General features: G+C 73.8%; 20 protein-coding genes. 11 read left to right on the top strand and 9 right to left on the bottom strand.

Translation table 11 applies throughout. From position 1 onward, the window contains the following. Positions 1-2 precede the first annotated feature (2 nt). The 4 genes from ABZT87_RS00695 (at position 3) to ABZT87_RS00710 (ending at position 4,353) form a co-directional block, all read left to right on the top strand. Positions 3-1,280: an ABC transporter permease gene (locus ABZT87_RS00695; protein ID WP_355132726.1), complete on the top strand. Its 1,278-nt coding sequence runs from the start codon at positions 3-5 to the stop codon at positions 1,278-1,280. A 152-nt stretch (positions 1,281-1,432) separates the two neighbouring features. Further along, on the top strand, positions 1,433-2,143 hold the full coding sequence (locus ABZT87_RS00700) for a cytidine deaminase (protein WP_355132728.1): 711 nt from the start codon (positions 1,433-1,435) through the stop codon (positions 2,141-2,143). A gap of 134 nt (positions 2,144-2,277) precedes the next feature. After that, positions 2,278-3,561: a thymidine phosphorylase gene (locus ABZT87_RS00705; RefSeq protein ID WP_355068411.1), complete on the top strand. Its 1,284-nt coding sequence runs from the start codon at positions 2,278-2,280 to the stop codon at positions 3,559-3,561. A gap of 111 nt (positions 3,562-3,672) precedes the next feature. Next, a complete protein-coding gene (locus tag ABZT87_RS00710; RefSeq protein WP_354863209.1) occupies positions 3,673-4,353 on the top strand; it encodes a DUF4272 domain-containing protein in 681 nt (226 codons plus the stop codon). 3 nt (positions 4,354-4,356) lie between these two features. Here the strand turns inward: ABZT87_RS00710 and ABZT87_RS00715 are convergent, their stop codons facing one another. Both ABZT87_RS00715 and ABZT87_RS00720 read right to left on the bottom strand, forming a co-directional pair. Beyond that, complete coding sequence (locus tag ABZT87_RS00715; RefSeq protein ID WP_355132730.1) at positions 4,357-5,229, bottom strand: putative RNA methyltransferase; 873 nt, start codon at positions 5,227-5,229, stop codon at positions 4,357-4,359. Position 5,230: 1 nt separating this feature from the next. Then, positions 5,231-5,722: a MarR family transcriptional regulator gene (locus tag ABZT87_RS00720; protein WP_355132732.1), complete on the bottom strand. Its 492-nt coding sequence runs from the start codon at positions 5,720-5,722 to the stop codon at positions 5,231-5,233. 59 nt (positions 5,723-5,781) lie between these two features. Here ABZT87_RS00720 and ABZT87_RS00725 point away from each other — a divergent pair, with 59 nt between their 5' ends. Continuing rightward, positions 5,782-6,198, top strand: a complete 417-nt coding sequence (locus tag ABZT87_RS00725) for a PPOX class F420-dependent oxidoreductase (RefSeq protein ID WP_355132734.1) — start codon at positions 5,782-5,784, stop codon at positions 6,196-6,198. Between the two features lie 45 nt (positions 6,199-6,243). After that, positions 6,244-7,317, top strand: coding sequence for an adenosine deaminase (locus ABZT87_RS00730; RefSeq protein WP_355132736.1), 1,074 nt, complete (start codon positions 6,244-6,246; stop codon positions 7,315-7,317). A 46-nt stretch (positions 7,318-7,363) separates the two neighbouring features. Here the strand turns inward: ABZT87_RS00730 and ABZT87_RS00735 are convergent, their stop codons facing one another. Beyond that, positions 7,364-7,681: a hypothetical protein gene (locus ABZT87_RS00735; protein ID WP_355132737.1), complete on the bottom strand. Its 318-nt coding sequence runs from the start codon at positions 7,679-7,681 to the stop codon at positions 7,364-7,366. 502 nt (positions 7,682-8,183) lie between these two features. Here ABZT87_RS00735 and ABZT87_RS00740 point away from each other — a divergent pair. The 4 genes from ABZT87_RS00740 to ABZT87_RS00755 all read left to right on the top strand — a co-directional run bounded on the left by ABZT87_RS00740 (position 8,184) and on the right by ABZT87_RS00755 (position 13,348). After that, complete coding sequence (locus tag ABZT87_RS00740; RefSeq protein ID WP_355132739.1) at positions 8,184-11,876, top strand: nitrate- and nitrite sensing domain-containing protein; 3,693 nt, start codon at positions 8,184-8,186, stop codon at positions 11,874-11,876. Continuing rightward, positions 11,873-12,277, top strand: a complete 405-nt coding sequence (locus tag ABZT87_RS00745; protein ID WP_007455462.1) for a roadblock/LC7 domain-containing protein — start codon at positions 11,873-11,875, stop codon at positions 12,275-12,277. The genes ABZT87_RS00740 and ABZT87_RS00745 overlap by 4 nt, the downstream gene beginning before the upstream one ends. Before the next feature lie 98 nt (positions 12,278-12,375). Then, positions 12,376-12,753: a DUF742 domain-containing protein gene (locus ABZT87_RS00750; protein WP_030329021.1), complete on the top strand. Its 378-nt coding sequence runs from the start codon at positions 12,376-12,378 to the stop codon at positions 12,751-12,753. A 1-nt stretch (position 12,754) separates the two neighbouring features. Further along, on the top strand, positions 12,755-13,348 hold the full coding sequence (locus tag ABZT87_RS00755) for an ATP/GTP-binding protein (RefSeq protein WP_007455465.1): 594 nt from the start codon (positions 12,755-12,757) through the stop codon (positions 13,346-13,348). A gap of 268 nt (positions 13,349-13,616) precedes the next feature. Here ABZT87_RS00755 and ABZT87_RS00760 read toward each other — a convergent pair whose 3' ends face one another. Both ABZT87_RS00760 and ABZT87_RS00765 read right to left on the bottom strand, forming a co-directional pair. Then, on the bottom strand, positions 13,617-16,058 hold the full coding sequence (locus ABZT87_RS00760) for a transposase (RefSeq protein ID WP_355133652.1): 2,442 nt from the start codon (positions 16,056-16,058) through the stop codon (positions 13,617-13,619). A gap of 39 nt (positions 16,059-16,097) precedes the next feature. Next, positions 16,098-17,069: a DNA primase gene (locus tag ABZT87_RS00765; protein ID WP_355132741.1), complete on the bottom strand. Its 972-nt coding sequence runs from the start codon at positions 17,067-17,069 to the stop codon at positions 16,098-16,100. A gap of 160 nt (positions 17,070-17,229) precedes the next feature. On the opposite strand from ABZT87_RS00765, the gene ABZT87_RS00770 reads away from it, so the two are divergent. Then, the gene (locus tag ABZT87_RS00770) at positions 17,230-17,571 is read left to right on the top strand and encodes a helix-turn-helix transcriptional regulator (RefSeq protein ID WP_355132743.1); all 342 of its coding nucleotides are present in this window, start codon (positions 17,230-17,232) and stop codon (positions 17,569-17,571) included. A gap of 15 nt (positions 17,572-17,586) precedes the next feature. Here ABZT87_RS00770 and ABZT87_RS00775 read toward each other — a convergent pair whose 3' ends face one another. From ABZT87_RS00775 to ABZT87_RS00790, 4 genes are all read right to left on the bottom strand, one after another. After that, positions 17,587-18,261, bottom strand: a complete 675-nt coding sequence (locus ABZT87_RS00775) for a permease prefix domain 1-containing protein (RefSeq protein ID WP_355132745.1) — start codon at positions 18,259-18,261, stop codon at positions 17,587-17,589. A 68-nt stretch (positions 18,262-18,329) separates the two neighbouring features. Next, complete coding sequence (cydC, locus tag ABZT87_RS00780) at positions 18,330-20,135, bottom strand: thiol reductant ABC exporter subunit CydC (protein WP_355132747.1); 1,806 nt, start codon at positions 20,133-20,135, stop codon at positions 18,330-18,332. Further along, entirely contained in the window at positions 20,132-21,808 is a 1,677-nt protein-coding gene (gene cydD / locus ABZT87_RS00785) for a thiol reductant ABC exporter subunit CydD (protein ID WP_355132749.1), read from the bottom strand. The genes cydC and cydD overlap by 4 nt, the downstream gene beginning before the upstream one ends. Then, entirely contained in the window at positions 21,805-22,812 is a 1,008-nt protein-coding gene (locus ABZT87_RS00790) for a cytochrome d ubiquinol oxidase subunit II (protein WP_355132751.1), read from the bottom strand. Before ABZT87_RS00790 ends, cydD begins: the two co-directional genes overlap by 4 nt. Positions 22,813-22,827 lie beyond the last annotated feature (15 nt).

A 22,827-nucleotide genomic window follows, 5' to 3' on the forward strand; every position in this document is an offset into this window, starting at 1 on the left:
GCATGTCCACCATGGCTGTCCCCGACGTCGCGGTCGGCGTCGACGAGGGTTTCTGGACCCGTACCCGCAAGGTCGGCCTCACGCTGACGGCGCTCGGCCTGCTGGCGGCGGTGCTGTTCGGGGCGCTCGCCACCGACCAGGAGGCCCGGTTCACGTTGAGCGACGACGCGGCCGGTGCCGCGCTGGAGATCAACGGCACGATCGGCGCGATCCTGTTCGGGATCATCGCGATCGCCGCCGGCGCGGCCCTGCTCGCCGGCGTGCCGAAGCGCTGGTTCCTGCCGGTGCTCGGCGTCGGGCTGGTCGCCTTCGTGCTCTCCTTCCTCTGCTGGCAGGTCTCCGCCGCGCCCGCCGGGCAGAACTTCATGCCGCTGGTCAACATCATCCGGGGCACGTTCATCCTGGCCCTGCCGCTGATCTTCGGTGCGCTCGCCGGCGTGCTCTGCGAACGGTCCGGCGTGGTCAACGTGGCCATCGAGGGGCAGTTGCTGATGGGCGCGTTCAGCGGCGCGCTGTTCGGCAGCATCTCCGGCAGCGTCTGGGTGGGTCTGGTCGCCGCCGCCATCGGTGGCGCGTTCATCTCGCTGCTGCTGGCCGTCTTCGCCATCCGCTACCTGGTGGACCAGGTCGTCATGGGTATCGTGCTGAACCTGCTGGCGGTCGGCATCACCGGCTTCCTCTACGAGCGGCTGATGCAGACCGACGCGGAGAGGTACAACAGCGCGCCGCGCTTCAGCAACTGGGAGATCCCGCTGCTCAAGGACATCCCGGTGCTCGGGCCGGCGCTGTTCCGCGGCAACATCTTCCTCTACCTCGGCCTGCTGCTGGTGCTGGTGATCCACATCGGGCTCTTCCGTACCCGGTGGGGGCTGCGGACCCGGTCGGTGGGCGAGCACCCGATCGCCGCCGACACGCTGGGCGTCAAGGTGCTCCGGTTGCGCTACCGCAACGTGCTGCTGGCCGGTGTGGTCGCCGGTATCGGTGGCGCGTCGTACACGCTGGCGCTCTACTCGTTCACCAAGAACATGATCGGCGGCAAGGGCTTCATCGCGCTGGCCGCGCTGATCTTCGGTCGGTGGAACCCGACCGGGGCGCTGCTCGCCGCGCTCTTCTTCGGCTTCGCCGACCAGCTCGCCACCTATCTCGGTGCCATCAACAGTGTGATCCCGAGCCAGTTCCTGGCCATGCTGCCCTACCTGGCGACGATCCTGGCGGTCGCCGGCCTGGTCGGCCGGGTCCGGGCACCCGCCGCCGACGGCAAGCCGTACATCAAGGGCTGACCCCCACCCACCCCTCTGGTGATCAAGAGGTTTGCGTCAGGATCGACGACTTTCCTGACGCAAACCTCTTGATCACCGCGCTAGGGCGGCGGGGTGGGTGGGGTTGCCGCCCTGCCTGCTTTTGACCTGGGCTGCTTCGGCAGAATGATGGGATGACCGACATTGACTGGGCGCGGTTGCGGGCCGCCGCCACCGAGGCGATGCGGCACGCGTACGCGCCGTACTCGACGTTCCCCGTCGGCGCGGCCGCGCTTGTCGACGACGGCCGCGTCGTGGTCGGCTGCAACGTGGAGAACGCCGCGTACGGGGTGACGCTCTGCGCCGAGTGCGGAGTGGTGTCCAGCCTGCACGCCACCGGTGGCGGGCGCCTCGTCGCGCTCTCCTGCGTCGACGCGACCGGTGAGCCGCTGATGCCGTGCGGCCGGTGCCGGCAGCTGCTCTGGGAGAACGGCGGGCCGGAGTGCCTGATCGAGACGAAGACCCGCCCGCTGCGGATGGCGGAACTGCTGCCGCACGCCTTCGGCGTGGAGGACCTGGAGGCGGTGACCGGGGAGACCCCGGTGCCGGTGGTCCCGGAGCGGCTGGCCGCCTGGCGTGGACGCGGCACCGTCTTCGTGCACCCGGACCTCTCGGACGGGCAGCAGGTCTGGACGGCGTACTGGGAGCGCTCGGCGGGAGACGACGCGAGCGCCGAGACCGGCGTGCTGGAGGAAGCCCCGAGCTGGGACGATCCGGCCGAGGCGATCACCTGGGGAATGGCCCGCACGCCCCGCGTGGTCGTGGTCGACGAGACCGGGACGATCTTCTGGGCCGGCGAGGGGGAGCCGCCCTTGGAGATCCCGGTGCGGTGGTCGGGTGGCTGAGGTTGGGGGCGGGGGCCGACCGTGCCCGGCTCCGGGCGGTCAGGCTTGATCCCTGCGCCGGGCACGGTCGGCCCCCGCCCCGACGTGGTCACGGGCCGTGGGCGGGATCTGCAATCGACTAGGAAGATCTTCTGATGAGTAGTGGGTTTGCTGCTGTTGACGTTATTCGGGTGAAGCGGGACGGGGGTGTGCTGTCGGACGCGCAGATCGACTGGGTGCTGGACGCGTACACCCGGGGTGTTGTCGCCGACGAGCAGATGTCGGCGCTGGCCATGGCGATCCTGCTCAACGGCATGACCGGGCCGGAGATCGCCAGGTGGACCGCCGCGATGATCGCCAGCGGTGAGCGCCTCGACCTCTCGGCGGTCCGTCGCCCGACCGTCGACAAGCACTCCACGGGCGGTGTCGGTGACAAGATCACCCTGCCGCTCACCCCGCTGGTGGCCGCGTGCGGTGCCGCCGTTCCGCAGCTCAGCGGGCGCGGCCTCGGGCACACCGGCGGCACGCTGGACAAGCTGGAGTCCATCCCGGGCTGGCGGGCCTCGCTGAGCAACGACGAGTTCATCGCCCAGCTCGGTGATGTCGGCGCGGTGATCTGCGCGGCCGGCGCCGGGCTCGCTCCGGCCGACCGCAAGCTGTACGCGTTGCGCGACGTGACCGGCACCGTGGAGGCGATCCCGCTGATCGCCAGTTCGATCATGAGCAAGAAGATCGCCGAGGGGACCGGCGCGCTGGTCCTCGACGTCAAGGTCGGCTCGGGCGCCTTCATGAAGTCCGTCGACCAGGCCCGCGAGCTGGCCCGCACGATGGTCGAGCTGGGCGGTGCGCACGGCGTGCGGACGGTCGCCCTGCTCACCGACATGTCCACCCCGCTCGGCCTGGCCATCGGCAACGCGGTCGAGGTGACCGAGTCGGTCGAGGTGCTGGCCGGGGGCGGGCCGGCCGACGTGGTGGAGCTGACGCTCGCCCTGGCCCGGGAGATGCTCGACGCCGCCGGCCTGCCGGACGCCGACCCCGAGGCGGCGCTGCGCGACGGGCGGGCGATGGACTCCTGGCGGGCGATGATCCGCGCGCAGGGCGGCGACCCGGACGCGCCGATGCCGACCGCGCCGGAGGTCGAGGTGGTCCGCGCCGAGCAGGACGGGCACGTCGCGGCCGTCGACGCGTACGCCATGGGGGTTGCGGCCTGGCGGCTCGGCGCGGGCCGGGCCCGCAAGGAGGACCCGGTCAGCGTGCCGGCCGGGGTGGTGTTGCACAAGCGGCCGGGCGATCCGGTGCGGGTCGGGGACGCCCTCTACGAGCTGCGCGCCGAGGACCCGTCGCGGATTCCGGCGGCCCTGGCGGAGGCAAGTCGCGCGGTGCACATTGCACCGACCGCGCCAACCGCGACGCCCCTGGTCATCGAGCGGATCGGCTGACCGGGGCGGAGGTCGGGGCGGCGTGGTGCCCGTCACCTGGGAGCGCTATTCTCGCAGGCCAAGGGGGGACAGCCGGCGTTGAGCCGTCGCGAGCAGACAGGAAGTTGCCCCGTGACCGTACCTGCCCCCGACCCGCGCGAGGTGCGCGAGGCGAGCCTGGACGAGCTGTCCCGGCTCGGCCTGCCGCTGCCGCCGGCCCAGTTCCCGCTCGTGTGGGAGCCGGGTGATGCGATCGAGCTGCGACCCAGGGCGGAGATCGAGGCGCGCATCGCCGTGCTGCACCTCATCCTGGCGCGCTGCTTCGGGATGCCCCCGCAGGCGGCGATGAGCTGGCTGCTCGGCTCGCACCTGGTCGAGATGGTCACCCCGCCGGAGTGGCAGTTCGTGATGGGCGGCAAGGGCGACCACCGGTCGTTCGTGCTGCACCACGACGCGCTCTTCGCGCTGGCCTGGGTGCTGGGGCTGAGCAAACAGCTCGATCCCACCCTGGCGGTGGACGAGCGGTTGGTCGAGCGGCTGCCGCACATCGCCGAGGGGGAGACCTTCGGCCGCTGGCAGTCCCGGATCCTCGCCGCGCCGCAGCACCCGGCCGACGCGGCGGCCCTGCTCGATCTGCACTACTGCCTGGACTGGGCTTACCTGGAGACCGAGCGGAGCGGCCGGCGGGCGCCGGGGCTGGTCGACGCCAACGCGATCGGGCAGCGACGCTGGGCGCTGGAGTGGGCGGTGATCCTGCGCGGGCCGTACCATGACGAGCCGCCGGGCTGGGAAGAGGTCGACCTCTCCACCTGAGCCTCAGCGGCGTCGGTAGGCGTCCAGCCGGACCGCCACGCGCACCCGGACCGGCTCGGGCAGCGCGGCCAGCCGTTCGGTGAGGGCGACCGGGTTGGTGTGCCAGGCGCTCGGACCCATCCCGACCAGCGTGGCGACCTCCGGCCGGGTCAGCGCCAGCTCCGCGCGGTGCACCGTGGAGCTGACCGGCGTGAAGTGCCCGCCCAGGCTGGCGGCCACCCGGTCGGCCTTGTCCGGGTCCACCCGCAGCAGGTCGAGGGCGTCCACCAGCTCGGTGAGGTGGTCGGCGGCGGGCGTCACCACGAGCAGCGTGCCGGCCGGGTCGAGCACCCGGTGGAACTCCGCGCCGTTGCGCGGGGCGAACACGTTCAGCAGCACGGCCGTCGAGCCGTCCGCGAGGGGCAGTCGCTGCCAGGTGTCGGCGAGCGCCGCGGCCGCCCGGGGATGCGCCCGGGCCGCGCGACGCAGCGCCGGCTTGGAGACGTCCAGGGCCAGACCCACGGCGTCCGGCAGCGCCGCCAGCACCGCGCCGAGGTATCGGCCGGTGCCCGCGCCGGCATCCACCACCAGGGGGTACGCGTCGAGCGACGACACGTCGCGCAGGTGCTGCACGGCCTGCGTCGCGGCGGCGGCCAGGGCGTCCGAGACCGGGTCGTAGTGCCCGGCGGCGAGGAAGTCGGCGCGGGCGGCCACCATCTCGGCGCTGTCCCCGGAGTGCGGTGCGCGGCCGGCGAGCAGGTTGACGTACCCCTGCCGGGCCACGTCGAAGCTGTGCCCGCGCGGACACCGCAGCGCCCGGGCGGTGCCGGCGGTCGTCTCGGCCAGCGGTTCGCCGCAGACCGGGCAGCGCAGCCGGTCGAGGACGCGCGGGTCCACGTCAGGACTCCCGGCCGCGTCGGGGGCGGGGCGCGCGGCTCTGCGCGAGGTGGTCGACGACCCGGTGGGTGAACGCGCCGAGCGCCTCGACCTCGGCCGGGGTGAGCAGGTCGAGGAAGTGCTGACGGACGGCGGTCACGTGGCCGGGGGCGGCGGCCTCGATGGCGTTCCGACCCGCCGGGGTGAGCACGACGATCGCGCCGCGCGCGTCGTCCGGGCACTCCTCCCGGGTCACCAGGCCGCGCTGCTGCATCCGGGTCAGGTGGTGGGAGAGCCGACTGCGGGACCAGAGCATCCGGTCCGCCAGCTCGCTGAGGCGCAGCCGGCCCTGCGGCGTCTCCGACAGGTCGGAGAGCACGTCGTAGTCCGGCTCGGACAGGCTGGCGTCCTGGGTCAGCTCCCGGGCCAGTTCCAGGTCGAGCAGGCGACGCATCCGGCGGTAGCCCCGCCAGGCGCGGTCCTCCCGCTCGTCCAGCCACCGGGTCGCTTCCATGCCGGTCAGCCTAGCGTCTTGGTTGACATGTCATCGAATCGCCTCCTACGGTCGATGACATGTCAACGAATCCGCTGTGGGACCTCTTCGGCACCCGTGGACGCGGGGTGCTCGTCACCCTGCGCCGCGACGGCCGACCCCAACTGTCCAACCTCGATTACCTGGCCGAACCCGGGTTGCTCCGCTGCTCCACCACCGGCGACCGGGCGAAGGTACGCAACCTGCGCCGCGACCCCCGGGCCAGCTTCCACGTGACCACGCCGGACGGCGGCGCGTACGCGGTAGCCGAGGGGACCGTGACGCTCACCGAGCCGGCAGCGGCAATCGGCGACGCGGTGGTCGACGAGCTGGTCGAGGTCTACCGGGGGATCCGCGGTGCCCACCCGGACTGGGCGGACTACCGCGCCGCCATGGTCGCCGACGGGCGGGTGGTCCTGCGGCTCGCCGTCGACCGCGTCTACGGCTGGCCCGGATGAGCGGGCTGGCGTGGCCGGCCCCGGCAGGCTGACTAGGGTCTGAGCATGGTCGCAACTATCCGGTACGAGGACATCGTCAAGGTCCCGAAGGCGCTGCTGCACGACCACCTCGACGGCGGGCTGCGGCCGGCGACGATCGTCGAGCTGGCCGCGGAGGTGGGGCACGAGCTGCCCACCACCGACCCGGAGGCGCTCGGACGCTGGTTCGTCGAAGCCGCCGACTCCGGGTCGCTGGAGCGTTACCTGGAGACGTTCGCGCACACCGTGGCGGTCATGCAGACCGGGCCGGCGCTGCGCCGGGTGGCGCGGGAGTGCGCGCTGGACCTGGCTGCCGACGGGGTCGTCTACGCCGAGGTGCGGTTCGCCCCCGAGCAGCACCTGGAACGGGACCTGAGCCTGGACGAGGTGGTCGAAGCCGTGCTGGCCGGGTTCGCCGAGGGCACCGCCCAGGCCGTCGAGGCCGGCCTGACCATCCGGGTGGGCACCCTGCTCACCGCCATGCGGCACGCGGCGCGCTCACAGGAGATCGCCGAGTTGGCCGTGCGGCACCGCGACGCGGGGGTGGTCGGCTTCGACATCGCCGGCGCCGAGGCGGGCTTCCCGCCCACCCGGCACCTGGACGCCTTCGAATACCTGCAGCGCGAGAACTTCCACTTCACCATCCACGCCGGTGAGGCGTTCGGGCTGCCGTCGATCTGGCAGGCGATCCAGTGGTGCGGCGCGGACCGGCTCGGTCACGGCGTACGGATCGTGGACGACATCGCCCCCGACGGCGCGCTGGGCCGGCTGGCCGCGTACGTGCGGGACAAGCGGATCCCGTTGGAGCTCTGCCCCTCGTCGAACGTGCAGACCGGCGCGGTGGCCTCGATCGCCGACCATCCGATCGGGCTCCTGCGCGACCTGCGGTTCCGGGCCACCGTCAACACCGACAACCGGCTGATGAGCGGCACCTCCATGTCGCGGGAGATGTCGCTGCTGGTGGAGACGTTCGGCTACGGCTGGCGCGAGCTGCAGTGGTTCACCATCAACGCGATGAAGAGCGCCTTCATCCCGTTCGACGAGCGACTGCGGATCATCGACGAGGTGATCAAGCCGGCGTACGCCAAGCTGCTGCCCTGAGGGGGCCTCGGCCCTGCGGGTGGCCTCCTCGGCTCTGCGGGCGCCCTCAGCCCCGCGGGTGGCCTTTGCGGCCGTGCGGGTGGTGGCCGGCGAGCAGGCCGGCCACCCGGCGCAGCACCTCCCGGGCTCGGGCCGCCTCGGCGCCCAGCCCCATCTGCCGGCGCAGCACCGCGGGCTCCGCCCGCAGCAGGGCCACCCCGCGCCGGACCAGCACCCGGGGCGCCTTGCGCTGCTCGGACAGGTCGCGGGCCAGCCGGCGCAGGAAGGTCGCCCCGCGCGGACGGCGCAGCGCGTACGCCCCGGCGAGCAGCCCGCGGCGGCGGCACTCCTCGACGATCTCGGCGGCGAAAATCCCTTCGGCCACGAAAAGTGGCGATCCGTCGACATCAAATGGCCGGGTGGCCACCCGTCGATCCGCGCCGATCGCATAAACCGGCACATCGGCACGGCCCTCGCGGGCGAGTCGAGCAATCGTTTCGACGGCGGTCAGGGCGTCCCAGGACTGCGGTGATTCCCAATCGACCTGGCCGTTTCGGCGCGGCAACGTAGGGTCATCGCCGTCCTTGTAGAAGTCGTCCAGACACAGCACCGGCAGGCCGGTTTGCTGCGCTATGTACGACTTTCCGGAGCCTGAGGGGCCGGCGAGCAGGACGACGCGGTGGGGATGTTCCATTACCTTCAGTTACTCCGGCCAGACGGACTGCTATCAAATCGCATCAACATCTCATCACACCTTCGGCCGGTGACAACCTGGGCTTTCTTCTTGCCGACCGGCGTGATGGAATCTCGGGGGTCCGACCCGCCGGGTCGGTCGCTGGGCGTTGCCCGGGGCAACGCGTTCAAGCTGTAATCGCGAGGGCGGTGACGTGAGCAAACGGCCAAAGACGGCGGGCTCCTTCCTGTCGCGGCTGCGCCGGCCGGCCAGTCGGCTCCGGGACATGCCGATCTGGTCCAAGCTCGGTCTCATCATGATCGTGCCGACCATCGCCACGGTCGTGGTGGGCACCAGTGGTCTCGTCGACCACCTGGACACGCTCAACAATGCCAACCGAGCCGGCGACCTGGCCAACCTGTCGAGCTATTCGGGTGACCTGGTCGACACGCTGCAGGACGAGCGGACCACCGCCGTGCTGCTGCTGCAGGCCACGGGGACGCAGCCGAAGGCGCAGTACCAGGAGGCCTACAACCGGGTCAACTCCCGGGTCGACCAGGCGACGGGCCCGTACCGGCAGCAACGGGGCGACGTCGAGGACCTGCCGGGCAGCCTCGAGGGTCTGCTCGACGGCATCGACCAGAACCTGCAGGAGCTGCCGGGCGTCCGCAGTCAGGTGTTCAACGGCAAGCTGAAGCTCGCCGAGGCCATCCAGGCGTACGAGGGTCTGATCAACGACCTGCTCGCCATCCGTGACTCGGCCACCCAGCTCGCCGGCGACAACGACCTGAGCGACCGGATGCGCGCCGCCGCGGCGGTCGCCCGGGAGAAGGAGTTCCTCGCCGTCCGCCGGGTCGTCGTCCACCGCGCGCTGGGCGTGCAGGGCGGCCAGCGGCTGACCCCGGCGCTGCGCACCGACTACATCGCCAGCGGCACCGGCCAGCAGCAGGCTCTGCAGAGCTTCAAGGCGGTCGCGAGCCCCGACGAGGCGAAGTTCCACGACCAGACGGTCGCCGGCGGTGACCGCCGCGAGGCGCAGAACTACACCGGCTGGATCGACGGCAACACCACCGGCGACATGCGTGGCGCCCCGTTCGGCCCCGACCAGTGGGACTCGGCCATGACGGCCAACGCCAAGCTGATCCGCGCCGTCGAGACGAAGCTCGACGGGGACGTGGTCGCCGAGGCCGACAACCTGCGCTCGGACGTCCAGCGCCAGGTGTTCCTGGAGACCGGCCTGCTGCTCAGCATGCTGCTGCTGGCCATCCTCTTCGCGTACCTGGTCGCCCGCTCGATGGCCCGTTCGCTGCGTGAGCTGCGTCAGGGCGCCCTCTCCGTCGCCCAGTACGGGCTGCCGCAGGCGGTGGCCCGACTCCGTGACCCGCAGGTCGTCGGGCAGCTCTCCCCGGTGCAGCTGGCCAACCAGATCGCCGAGCCGCTGCCGGTCCGCAGCAAGGACGAGTTCGGCCAGGTGACCGAGGCGTTCAACGCCGTTCACCTGGAAGCCGTCCGGACGGCCGCCGAGCAGGCGGCCCTGCGCGCCTCCGTCGCGACCATGTTCGTCAACCTGGCCCGTCGTTCGCAGATCCTGGTCGACCGCCTCATCGGGCACCTCGACCGACTGGAGCGCGGCGAGGAGGACCCGGACCGGTTGGCCGAGCTGTTCCAGCTCGACCACCTGGCCACCCGGATGCGCCGCAACGACGAGAACCTGCTCGTCCTCGCGGGCGCCGACTCCACCCGCGTGCAGCGTGAGCCGGCCGCGCTCATCGACGTGCTGCGCGCGGCGCAGTCCGAGGTCGAGCACTACACCCGGATCGAGTTCGGGGTCATCGACCGCGACATCGAGGTCGCCGCGCACGCGGTCAACGATCTGGTGCACCTCATCGCCGAGCTGTTCGACAACGCCACCGCGTTCTCCCCTCCGGACTCGCAGGTCATGGTCGAGGCCCGCCGGGTCGGTGACCGCGCCTCGCTGTACGTGGAGGACCGCGGCATCGGCATCAGCCGCGAGCAGCTGCACGAGCTCAACGACAAGCTCGCGACGCCGCCGCAGGTGGACGTGGCTGTCTCCCGGATGATGGGCCTGGTCGTGGTCGCCCGCCTGGCGTCGCGGCACGGCGTCCGCGTCGAGCTGCGCCCCGGCGCCGACCGCGGCACGGTCGCCGACGTGACCCTGCCCACCTCGGTGCTGGTGCCCCGCGCGCTCGCCGGCCGGGTGCAGCAGCCGCCGGCCCTGCCCGCGGCCGGCCCGCAGCACGGTGGGCCCGCGCCGGTCCTCGGCGCGCTGCCCGCGCTGGGCAACGGACCCCGCCCCGGCGAGTCCGGCAACCAGGTCACGCTGGGCGGCCGGCCGTTCGACCCGGCCTCGCGCAACGGCGCCGGCACGCCCGCCAACACCGGTGCGTACCGTTCGATGCCCGCCTGGTCGGACCTGACCGGCGCGAGCGCGAGCAACGGGGTCAACGGCGGCGACGGGTTCGCGCCCCGGACGGCCAACGGCCAGCCCATCGACCCGCTGCCGCAGCGGCGGGCCGGCGACGAGCCGACGACCACCGGCCAGCAGCCGGCCATTCCCCGGCAGTTGCCCAGCAGCCCGGAGGTGCACCCGTACTCCGCGCCGCCGGTCTCCGCGCAGCCCTACTCCGGTGCGCCGGTCTCCGCCTCGCCGGCGTCCGGTCAGCCGTACTCCGGTCAGCCGTACTCCGGTCAGCCGTACTCCGGTCAGCCCTACTCGGGTGCGCCGTACGGCAGCCCGCCGGTGTCCGCCGCTCCGGCCTCCGGCCAGCCGTACGCCGGTCCGCCGGTGTCCGCGTCGCCGGTCTCGGCCTCCCCGGCGTCCGGCCAGCCGTACTCGGCGCCGCCGGCCTCCGGCCAGTCGTTCAGCGGCTTCACGCCCCGGTCCGCCCCGCCCGCTCCGGCGCCCAGCGCCCCGGCGCCGCCGGCCTGGCCGCCGGTGCCCGGCGGCGAGCGGGACACGCAGACCCCGCCGGTGCCCGAGCGGCTCGCCGCCGCCCTGGACATGACGACGGAGCTGCCCCGGGTGCCGCGCCCCGGCGACCAGCCGAGCACCGCGGCCCAGCCGCCGGCTCCGGCGCCCCAGGCTCAGCAGGCCCGCGCCCCGCAGGCTCCGGCTCAGCAGGCTCCGGCCCCGCAGGCCCAGGCTCAGCAGGCCCAGGCGTCGCGTCCGCCGGCGCAGACCCGCCCGGCACCGCAGCAGCCGCAGGCCCAGAACCGCCAGCGGTACGCGGACGAGACCATGGAGCTGCCGATCTTCCGGGAGCTCGAGTCCGCCTGGTTCCGTACCCGCCGTCCGGGTCCGGAGGAGGCCGCGGCCGGCGACAAGCCGGCGGCGAACGGCGGTGGCGGTGACGCGACCCAGCAGTTCGCGGCGGTCGAGGCCACCGGTCGGGCAGTCCACAAGACATCACCCGGGACGACAGGTAACACGCCGATGGCAGACACTCCGACGGCCGGAGGAGCGCCGCAGGACAACGGGTCGACAGCGAACGGGGGCGCACGCCCCGGCCTCGCCGAGAGCCTGCCGAACCGCCGGCCCCAATCGCAGACCAACGGCTGGCAGACCGCCGCCGACGACGGCTGGCGTGCCGCCTCGGCAGCGGCCACGGCGGCGCCGGTCAACGAGACCACCACGACCGGTCTGCCGAAGCGCAAGCCGATGGCGCAGCTGGTGCCGGGCGCGGTGGAGAAGCCCACCACCTCGGTCCAGCGACGTTCCCCGGAGGCGGTCCGTGGCCTGCTCTCCGCCTACCACCGGGGCGTGCAGCGAGGGCGTAGCACCTCGGACAACCCGACCAGCCCGGAGGCGACTCCGGGAGGGCAGCAATCCTCGCAGTCTGGCTCAGGCCCAGCGGCCGGGAGCGGGCAGAAGGAGCAAGAAGGATGACAACTACGCAGGATCTTGGTTGGCTGCTGGCCAACTTCGCCGACCGGGTGCCCGGTGTCGCACATGCGGTCGCCGTCTCGGCGGACGGCCTGCTCCTCGCGTCGTCACGGGACCTGCCGCGGGACCGGGCAGACCAGCTCGCCGCGATCGCGTCCGGTCTGGTCAGCCTCACCCAGGGGGCAGCCCGCTGCTTCGAGGGAGGCGCGGTGCTCCAGACCGTCGTGGAGATGGACAATGGCTTCCTGTTCCTGATGTCCATCTCGGATGGTTCGTCCTTCGCCGTGCTGGCGGCCCGCAGCTCCGACGTCGGGCAGGTCGGCTACGAGATGGCACTACTGGTCGACCGGGTGGGCGACGCCCTGACCCCGCAGCCGCGTGCGGCCGCGGGCATGCTGGGCTGACGCCTCGCCGATCGTGTGGTCGGCGCAACTAAAACGACAAGAACGACGAGTTCCACCGGTGGGAGCCGGTACGGGGTGCGAAGGAGGTGAGCGGCGACATGGCCGATCGTGACGAACCGACCGGAGCGTTGGTCCGTCCATACGCCGTGACCCGTGGTCGAACCCGTCCCCGGCTCGACATCGCGCTGGAGGCGCTCGTCGAGACGACGGTGCGCGGTCGGGCCGCTGCCAATGGCAACGGCGGCCAGGGCCGCGAACACCAGTACATCGCCGCGCTGTGTGACGGACGCGTGCAATCGCTCGCCGAGATCGCGGCGCGGATGCAGCTCCCGCTCGGTGTGGCCCGGGTGCTCATCGCCGACATGGCGACGGACGGCCTGGTCGCGGTCCACGAGCCGACCATCCTGGACGACTCCGACGACGCGGTGGGCACTGAACTGCTGGAGAGGGTGCTGAGTGGACTTCGCAGGCTCTGACATGTCGCACCGCCCACCGAACCCGAGTGGGCGCGTGACGTCGGCGAAGATCGTTATCGCCGGTGGATTCGGCGTCGGTAAGACGACGCTGGTCGGCTCGGTCTCGGAGATCACGCCGCTGACCACCGAGGCCATCATGACCTCCGCTGGCGTGGGCGTCGACGACACCCGGCAGGTGCCGGGCAAGACGACGACCACGGTGGCCATGGACTTCGGCCGGATCTCGATCGACCGTGACCTGATCCTGTACCTGTTCGGTACGCCGGGTCAGACCCGATTCTGGTTCATGTGGGACGAACTGGTGCGGGGCGCGATCGGTGCGGTCGTGCTGGTGGACACCCGCCGGCTGGCCGACTGCTTCGCGGCGATCGACTTCTTCGAGCACCGGCGGCTGCCGTACCTGGTGGCCATCAACTGCTTCGACGGGATGCAGTACCACGACCCGCAGGACGTCCGGGACGCCTTGGCGATCTCGAGCGACGTGCCGGTCGTGGCCTGCGACGCCCGTAACCGGGAGTCGACGAAGCACGTGCTGATCTCGCTGGTCGAGTACGTGCTCACCATGCGCCGTACGCGCGCCGTCGCCCCGGCCTGATCGGGACGCTCTCGCGCCCGGTGGTGGCCCTGGCCGCCACCGGGCGCTGAATGCTGCCCGGGGCGGGTACGGCTCCGCCCAAGAGATCTTGGAAGGTGTCCGGCCCTTCGGGGCGGGTTCCTTCCAGGATCTCTTGCGTTGGCGCGCGGTCGTTCGGGCCGCCCTACCCGCGTGTGCGCGGGCCGGTCTGGTTGGCCCCTGAACGCACTTCCGCCCCCAGCCGGTGTAACGGCTGAGGGCGGAAGGAACGCGTACGGGAGAGAGTCGCTCAGGACTGGTAGCCGGCGGAGCGGTACTCGTACTCCCGGTCGTCGTCGCGGTCCCCGTGGTCGCGGCTGAAGTCCCAGCCGCCGGCGGCCTCCCGGCCCGGCCGGCCGCCCACCGCGAACCCGCCGATCTCCTGCCCGCGACGCCAGCCGCGGAAGTAGCCGGTGGTGTTCTCCGCGAGGCTCGCCGCGTCGCGCACTATCCGCAGTGGACGCTCCTCGCGCAGCGGGGAACCCGGGACCAGATTGGCCTGCGGGACGCGCTTCGGCAGCCCGGCGTTGGTCTCGGCGCCCACCGCGGGGCGGGCTGCCTGCTCGGCGGCCTGCCACCCGGTGTCGGCGGTGGTCGACCAGTCCAGGTCGGACTCCTCCTCGGTGTGCCCGACGAACCACGCCGACTTGGCCTGCGCGAAGATCAGCAGATCACCGTCGCCCTCGTCGGCCACCGGCGGCGGCCGGTGCTCGACCGGCGGGGGTCGGTGCTCGACCGGGGGAGGCGGCCGGTGCTCGACCGGGGGAGGCGGCCGGTGCTCGGCGGCCCGCTCGACGCGGGGCGCGAGGCGGTTGTTGCGGGCGGCCTGCTCCCGGTCGACCAGCCGCAGCGGCGGCGTCTCCAGGCGGGGGTCACCGGGGGGAGGGTTGAGCCCTTCCCGCAGTGCCCGGTCCGCCAGCGGCGGCGGCTCGACCAGCCGCAGCATGGGCGGCTCCTGGGGCAGGTCGTCGGCCAGCCAGGGCGGCGTGACCCGACCATCGGCCCGACCCGGGTCGGTCGGGGCGTCGACGCGGTTGCCGCCGTACGAGTAGGCGACGGGGTTGTTCGGCGAGCTGTCGGCCGGGTCTTCCGGGTTGTTGACCAGGGGCCAGTTCGCCCGGGAACCCGGGGGCGCCGCCGGCTCCTGACCCGGCCGGGGAGCGGGCACCGGGATGCTGAGGTCGGTGGCGCTGAACCCGCCGGTGGGCGGCTCCTCGACCGGCCGCTGCACGTGACTCTGCCGCTCGCCGTTGGTCTTCGGGCGGGGCGGAATGACCGTACGCTGCCGCTCGGCCCGCGCGTGGTTGATCGCGGCGGTGGTGAGGGTCGGCCGGAACGGCTCGCCCGCCTCGGCCGGCGGCACGGTGCCCCGCTGAGCCGGCGCGATGGGGGTGATCCCCGGCGGCGGGGGCGGCGGCGACGAGACCGGCCGGTTGGTCGGGCCGTCGATCCGGCTCGGGATGGGCTCGGTACGCCCGGGAGGCGCGGACACCGGCGGGCCGGCGACCGCGGCCGGTGCGATCGGCGCGGGTGCGATCGGCGGAGGGGTGACCGGAGCGGGGGCGACCGGCGGCGGTCCGAGTGGGCGCGGCGACGCCAGCGGGGCGCTGCCCGGTGCCGGCTCGGGTCGGCTGCGTCGGCCGGTGACGGGTGTGGGCTCGGCGGTGACCGGGTTCGGTCGGACGGAGCGCAGGCCGGCGCCGGTGCCGGCGAGGCCGGTCAGCTCGCCGACCGACTCGCCACGACGGGCGGCGGCCCGTCGGCCGGGGGCCGGGGCGGGCGTGCTGACCCGGGCGCTGAGCGCGCTGACGAGTGCCTCGCAGCCGGCGTCGCAGGCCCGTACGGAGGCGACGGCCTGCCGGACGGTCTCGGCCACGGCAGAGGTGAGCGCCCGGTTGACGGCGGCGCGGCGCGGCGTCTCCGAGATGGCGACCCGCAGCGCGGTGACCGCCTCGTTGATCTCTTCGGCGTCGGCGACCCCGTCCGCCGCGAGATGCGCGGCGATGGCGTCCGCGGCGACGGACACCTCGCGGCCACGGGCGATGGTGCCGCCGAGCATGCCCGGCTCGGGCAGCGCGTCCAGCACGGCCAGCGACACCGGCTCGGCCGGGTCCGGATAGGCGCGCAGCGCCGCCGGGTAGAGCTCCCGCAGCACCTCGCGCAGCGCCACGGCGGCGGAGTGCCGGCCGCTGGCCAGGGCGGCGTGCGCGGCGAGCACCTGCTTGTAGCCGGCGAGGTCCCGGGGAGCCGGCAGTGTGACGGCGGAGAGCGCACCGGCCTGCAACGCGCGGGCCAGACCGACGGCCCGGCGCTCGGCCGGCGGCGACTGCATCTCCTCAAGCGAGTCGTCGTCGGCGAACCGCTCGGCGAAGTCGTCCACCGAGTCGTCGTCGGCGATCGCCAGGGGACGACCCGCCGCGCTCAACAGCGAGGTGACCGTGTGGTCGTCGCTGTCGGCGGCGATGGCCGCACCGCTCGGTCCGCCCGACCGCTCCACGAGCAGGGCGACGAGCTGGGCGTAGCCAGCCGCGTCGTCGCCGATCTCGCTGACATGCAGCAGACGGCCTGCGTCGTCGACCACAGCGGACGTCAGCGTCGAACCGGCCGAGGCCGGTCGGTCAGCCGGATCCGCCGAGGCCAGACCGCAGTACACGCGCACGAGCGCCACGGCGTCGTCCTCCTCCCGGGACAGGTCTTCCTACTGCCAGCAACTGATGCTCCCCGGTACGGGTCAGTCGCGCCAGTCCACCACCGCAGAGATCTTGCCGACAATGGTGCGCCAACCCAAACTCGCGGTCTGTGCCCCGATCTTCTTCAACCGTCGCCGGCCCATGAAGGCGCCGATCCCGCCGTTGGCCGTGGCCCGCAGAGCCTCGTCCAGGTCGTCGAGGCTGGAGCCGGCGGAGAGCATGTCCAGAACCGCAGGCAGGCGCAACGCGTACGACAGGTCGCGGGCGACCTCGCCGGCCTCGATCAGCAGGGTCGAATCCCAGCTGTCGTGACCGCCGCGCAGGTTCTCCACGACGAGGTCGAGTTCGTAGGTGTCCTCGTCGAGCGGCGCGATGTCGGCCGGCTCCACCCGTTCGGCCAATTCATTCCAGCTGTCCAGTTGGGACAGATCATTGGGTGCGCCGGAGCGGATGAAACTGACAAGCGATTCGGGGGTCTTGAACAGCAGCAGCTTGCCGCGGTGGCTGAGGAAGACCGGCACCTCCTCGTCGTCCGCCTCGTCGGCGACGTCCTCGGCTTCGGCCTCGTCGTCGTCCGCGGTCGCGTCGGCGTCCGTGGCGCTGTCGCGGCGACGGCGGGACGGCTCGTCCTCGTCGCTGTCGACGAACTCCTCGGCCAGCTCCTCGTCGAGGATGACGACGCTCTCGTCGTCCTCCTCCTCGATCACCTGCCGGCGGGCGAGGAACGGGTCGTCCTGGTCGCGCTCGGTCACGTCGGTCGGGGTCAGTGACCCGGCCGGCCGGTACGCCCGCAGCGTGAAGCCGGTGCCGGCGGGCAGGGCGATCTCCACCGGGTCGATCCGCAGCTCGTCCCAGAGCGACCGGTCGGCCGACGCGCGGGTGGTGTCGTCGGCCTCGTCGGCCTCGTCTGGCTCGGCCGGGCCGGTGGTGTCGTCGAGCTCGGGCTCGTCGGCGTCGGGCCGTTGGGGCGACTGGCGGGCCACGCTGACCTCCGTGTGCTTCGGGTTGCCCACCCGCCGGCGTCTCCGGCCGGCGAGTGACTCTGGGCACATACCCTAGTCGGCGGCTCGGGAAGCCCGGAGCCCGCACCCCGGTGGCCGGCCGAGAAACGTCTCGGGCCTGCGCGGGCGCGACGGTGGCGATCGGGGCGTTCGACAAGTAGCGTAACTACACATGAAGGCCCAGGCGCTGCACGGCCACCTCGACGCCCTTCTGCTCGCCGTTCTCGAACAGGGCGCGCTGCACGGGTACGCCATCATCGAGTCCCTGCGGGCGCGCAGTGACGGCAATCTCGATCTGCCCACCGGCACGATCTATCCGGCGCTGCGCCGGCTGGAGCGCGCCGGCCACGTGGCGAGCACCTGGAGCACGGTCAACGGTCGGGAGCGGCGGACCTACCAGCTCACCGACTCCGGCCGCCGCGCGCTGGCGGGCGAGCGCGCCGGATGGCAGGAGTTCCGCGCGACTGTCGGCCGGTTCCTCGACCCCGGCAGCCCGTCCGGCACCCCGGCCTGAGCGCCTGCCGCCCGCTCAGCGGGCGGCGGCCCGCAGCCAGCCGCGCGCGGCGCGGGTCAGCGAGAAGTACGCCCCACCCACCACCACCATGCCGACGATCATCGGCGGCCACGTCAGCGCCGCGTCCCACAGATCGATCGACCAGACGAAGAGAGACCCGCCGGCCACGATGCCGAGGACCAGCGTGCCGGTCAGGGCGGCGCCCACCGCGCGCTGCGCCGCCGCCAGGCCCGGTCGCGACGACCGGGCGCTCGCCCAGACCACCAGCAGGCCGGTCACGGCCAGCAGCAGCGCGCCGAGCCAGATCCAGTCGACCGAGGCGGACAGCAGCCGGTAGAGCGCCGGCGGCTGCGGACCCGCACTCCAGCTCGACCCGCGCCACGTCAGGTCGCCGGCGGCCACCAGAACCCCGGCCACGGCCAGCATCCGCAGGGACAGGCCGCGCAGGGCGGCCACCGCCAGCTCGGCCTGCCAGGAGGGCAGCAACTGCGCCGGTGAGCCGAACTCGGCCACCGCCCGCAGCTGCGCCTCCGTGGGCGGCACACCACTCTCGCGGTACGCGTCGACGGCGTCCAGCAGGTCGTGCCGCGCCTCGGTGAGCAGGTCGGACTTCAGCCGCGCCGGCCCCTGAAGCCGGGACTCCAGCGCCCGCAGGTGCTCCTCGACCAGGAAGTCCTCAGCATGCCGCATGGCACCACCCTGCCACGGACGCGAGCGCCCTCACGTCGGGGAGAACCCTGGTCCGTCCCCGAAGCGGGTCAGGGAGCGAGGGCCAGGTACCCGCGCTCGGCGGCTTCCTGGAGAAGCCACTGGTCCCGGTACCAGCCGGGGGTCGCGACCAACTCGGCGTGCCGGCCGCGCTGGATCACCCGGCCGCCGTCGAGGACGACGATCTCGTCGAGGTCGGCCAGCCCGCTGAGCCGGTGACTGATCAGCAGGACCGAGTGCCCGGCGGGGGTTCCCGCGAGGGCGGAGGCGAGCACCGCGTCGGCGGCGGCCGGGTCCAGCCCCTCGGTGGGCTCGTCGAGCACCAGCACCGGTGGCGCGGCGAGCAGGGCCCGAGCGAGCGCGAGCCGTTGCCGCTGGCCGCCGGAGAGCTGGCCGCCCTCCTCGCCGACCAGGGTGTCCCAGCCGGCCGGCTGGGCGCGTACCCAGTCCAGCAGGCCGGCGGCCGCCATCGCGGCGGTCAACTCGTCCTCGTCGGCGCCGGCCCGCCCGAGCAGCAGGTTCTCCCGGACCGTGGCATGGAAGACGTACGCCTCGGCGAGCAGCCCGCCGACGCTGCGGGGCAGCTCCTCCTCGGCGTACGTCCCCAGGTCGCGGCCGGCCAGGGTGACGTGGCCGGAGGTGGGTCGGACCGCCCCGGTCAGCACGGCGGCCAGGGTGCTCTTGCCGGCGCCGCTCGGGCCGACGACGGCGATGCGCCGGCCGGCGGGCAGGTCCAGGCTCACCCGGTCCAACGCGGGTGCGGCGCCGGTCCGGTACCGCACGCTCACCTCGTCGAAGCGCAGGTCCTGCGGGTCGGCCCGGTCGGTCACTCGGGGAGCGGGCGGGGCATTGGGCGTGTCGACGTCGAGGAGGGCGGCCACCCGGGCCAGGCCGGGCCGCAGCTGGGTCCACTGCCGGGCGGCCGAGACCAGGGCCAGCGCCACCTCCACGGCGGCCAGGGTGCCGACGGCCAGCACCCCGACCAGGACGCCCGGCACGTCGGAGGCCAGCGCGACCAGCACCACCGCGGCGGCGGTCAGTCCGGCGGTCAGCACCCCTGCGGCGTCCACCGCGAAGCCGGTGGCGGCCAGCCGGCGTTCCAGGCGGGCGAGCCGGTCGGCCCGCTGCTCGGCGGCGCGCAGCGCGGCGTCGGTCGCCCCGAACGCGGCCAGGTCGGCGGCGCCGTGGGTGAGGTCGACGGCGTCGGTGGCCAGCGCGCCGCGCAGCGGTGCCACCTCGGCCGCGCTGCGCCGGGTGACCGCGGTGGCCAGCGCCGGTAGCGCCACACCGGCGACCACCAGCCCGAGCGCGAGCACACCGGCGGCCGGCGGCGAGATCAGCGCCGCCCCGGCCACCGCCAGCACCCCGACCAGGGCCGCCGCCGAGCCGGGCACCAGCACCCGCAACAGCAGATCCTGGACCGCCTCGACGTCGGACACCAGCCGGCTCAGGACGTCCCCCGAGCGGTGTCGCGTGTCGCGGCGGGCCGTGAGGGTGGCGAAGACCCGGGCCCGCACGTCGGTGATCATGCGGAGGACCGCGTCGTGCCCGGCGAGCCGTTCGGTGTAGCGAAACACGCCCCGGCTGATCGCCAGCGCCCGGACCGCGACGATCGCCACGGTGAGCCGGTCCAGCGGAGGCCGCCCGGCGGCGCTCATCAGCAGCCACGTCGCGGTGGCCATCAGGGCGATCCCGGCGAACTCGGTGGCGGCGGCGAGCAGCCCGGCGCCGGCCAGTCGACCCAGGTACGGGCGGGCCAGCCGCAGCACCGCGCGCTCGGCGCCGGCCCGCCCGGCCGATGCCACGCCAGCCGATGGCACCCCAGCCGCGACCTCCGGCCCGTGTTCCGTGCTCATCGGGCCGCCTTTCCGATCGGTTCGGGCGTCAGCTCGGTGACCCGGCCGTCCTCGATGCGCAGGACCCGGTCGGCGTCGGTCAGCAGCGCCGGCCGGTGCGCCACCAGCAGCGCCGTCCGTCCGGCGACGAGCCGGCGGGTGGCGTCCAGCACCACCGCCTCGGCGGCCGTGTCCAGCCGCGCCGTGGGCTCGTCGAGCAGCACCACCGGGGCGTCGCGCAGGAACGCCCGGGCCAGTGCGACCCGCTGCCGCTGGCCGCTGGACAGGCCGTGCCCGCGCTCGCCGAGCAGCGTGTCCAGCCCCTCGGGCAGGCCGGCCACCACGTCGTCGAGGGCCGCGGCGCGCACCGCGGCGGCGAGCGCCTCGGGCGGGGTGTCCGGTGCGCCGAGCCGGATGTTGTCGGCCAGCGAGGTGGCGAAGAGGTGGGCGCGCTGCGGCACCCAGGCGAGCTGCCGACGCCAGGCGTCCGGGTCGGCGGTGGCGAGGTCGACGCCGTCGACGGTGATCCGGCCGCTGGTCGGGGTCACGAAGCCGAGCAGCAGACCGAGCAGGGTGCTCTTGCCGGCGCCGCTGGGCCCGATGATGGCGATCCGTTCGCCGGGTCGGATGCTCAGGTTCACGTCGCGCAGCGCGGTGGTCCGCTCGTACGCCACGGTCACGGCCTCGAACCGGATCTCACCGCGACCGTCCGGGATGGTCGCGCCCTCGGCGGCGCGGGGGGTGGCGGGCGCGGCCGAGACGGTGAGCGCCTCGTCCAGCGCGGTGAGCCCCTCCATGCTGGCGTGGAAGCGGCTGCCGGCGGCCCGCAGCGGCAGGTACGCCTCGGGGGTGAGCAGCAGCACCAGCAGCGCGGTGTGCAGGGCCAGCCCGCCGCCGAGCAGCCGGATGCCGACCGGCACCGCGACCAGGGCCACCGAGAGAGTGGCGACCAGCTCCAGCACCAGCGCAGAGAGGAACGCGATCCGCAGCGTCTTCATGGTGGCGACCCGGTGCCCGTCGGCCATCCGGCGGACCACCTCGGTCTGCGCCCGGGCCCGGCCGAACGCGCGCAGGGTGGGCAGCCCGGCCACCATGTCCAGGAAGTGTCCGCCCAGCAGGGCCAGCCGACGCCACTGCCGCTCGGTGGCGGCCTGCGCCTGCCAGCCCAGCAGCGCGCCGAAGACCGGGATCAGCGGCAGCGTCAACGCGATGATCAGCGCCGAGCCCCAGTCGGCGACGACGATCCGGGCCAGCACGGCCACGGGCACCGTCACGCTGAGCACCAACTGCGGCAGATACCCGGTGAAGTAGGCGTCCAGCGCGTCCAGCCCACGCCCGGCCAGGGTGGCCAGCTCACCGGCCCGCTGCCCCGCCACCCAGCCCGGCCCGTGCCGCCCCACCGCACCGAGCAGGTCGGCCCGCAGCGTGGCCTTGACCGTGGCGGCGACCCGCGCGGAGACCGTGCCCTGTGCCCAGACCAGCGCCGACCGGGCGGCGACCGCGACCACGAGACCCAACAGCGCCGGCCGGTTCAGCCGCCCGTCAAAGGCGGTGGCCAGCACCGCAGCCAACGCGGTGGCCTGCGCGACGATCAACGCGGCGGCGAGCACGCCGAGGAGCGCGAGCACGGCAAGATCGCGCCGGGCCGCGGGGACCCGACGCAGCAGACGCGGGTCGAAGGGACGGCGGTTCACCAGTACACCGGTGCCCTGCCGTCGGTCCGTCCCCGGAAAACCCACCAGCACATCGCCTGGAAGCCTAGTAGGGCCGGCAGCAGCGGCAGCGCCACCCAGCCAAGCAGCCGCAGCGTCGGCGCGCTGGCGGCCGCGTCGGCCACCGTCAGCGAGGCGCCCGGGTCGGTCGTGGACACCAGCACGTAGGGCCAGAGAGCCGCGCCGACCAGCGCCACCGGCAGCGCCATTGCCGCGCCGGTGGCGATCAGGGCCCACCCGGGCCGCCGCCGCGCCAGCGCCGCGCGGGCCGCCAGCAGCGCCGCCACCAGCAACACCGGCAGGAGTACGGCCACCGCCGGTCGCCCGACGGCGTCGCGTACCCGCCAGGAGAGCAGGCCCGCGACGGTGGCCACGGCGACCGCGCAGAGCGCCACCGGCACCAGCCGGCGGGCCGTGCGGCCGGCCACGGCGGCGGCGTCGGCCGGCAGTCGCAGCGTGAGGAAGGTCGCACCGTGCACCGCGACCAGGGCGACCATGGTCAGCCCGGCGGTCGCCGCGAACGGGGTGGCCAGGTGCGACACCCCGGCGACGTGCCCGTCAGCCTGGCGGGGCACGCCCTGCAACAGCGCGGCCAGCACCACGCCCCAGCCCAGCGCGGCGAGCGCGCTGCCGACCACGATGACCCGGTCCCAGCGGGCGCGGACCCGCTCGTCGCTCGGCCGGCTGCGCAGTTGCACTCCGGCGGTGACCAGGATGACGCCGACCAGCGCGCCGGCGAACGCCGGGTAGCAGCCGGCGAGCAGCTCACCCTCCAGCACCGGGAAGGCGCCGAACAGGATGCCCACGGCGGCGACCAGCCAGACCTCGTTGCCGAGGAAGAACGGGCCGAGGGCGGTGAGCGCGGCCCGCCGCCCGGCCGGGGCGCCGCCCCGGGCGAGCAGCAACCCGACGCCGTAGTCGTAACCGGCGAGCACGAGGTAGCAGGCGAAGAAGAGGCCGAGAAGGACGTACCAGGCGAGATCCACGGGTGAGTCTCCTCA

It is taken from the genome of Micromonospora sp. NPDC005237 (genome assembly GCF_040607775.1).
In the GTDB taxonomy this organism is placed as follows: domain Bacteria; phylum Actinomycetota; class Actinomycetes; order Mycobacteriales; family Micromonosporaceae; genus Micromonospora.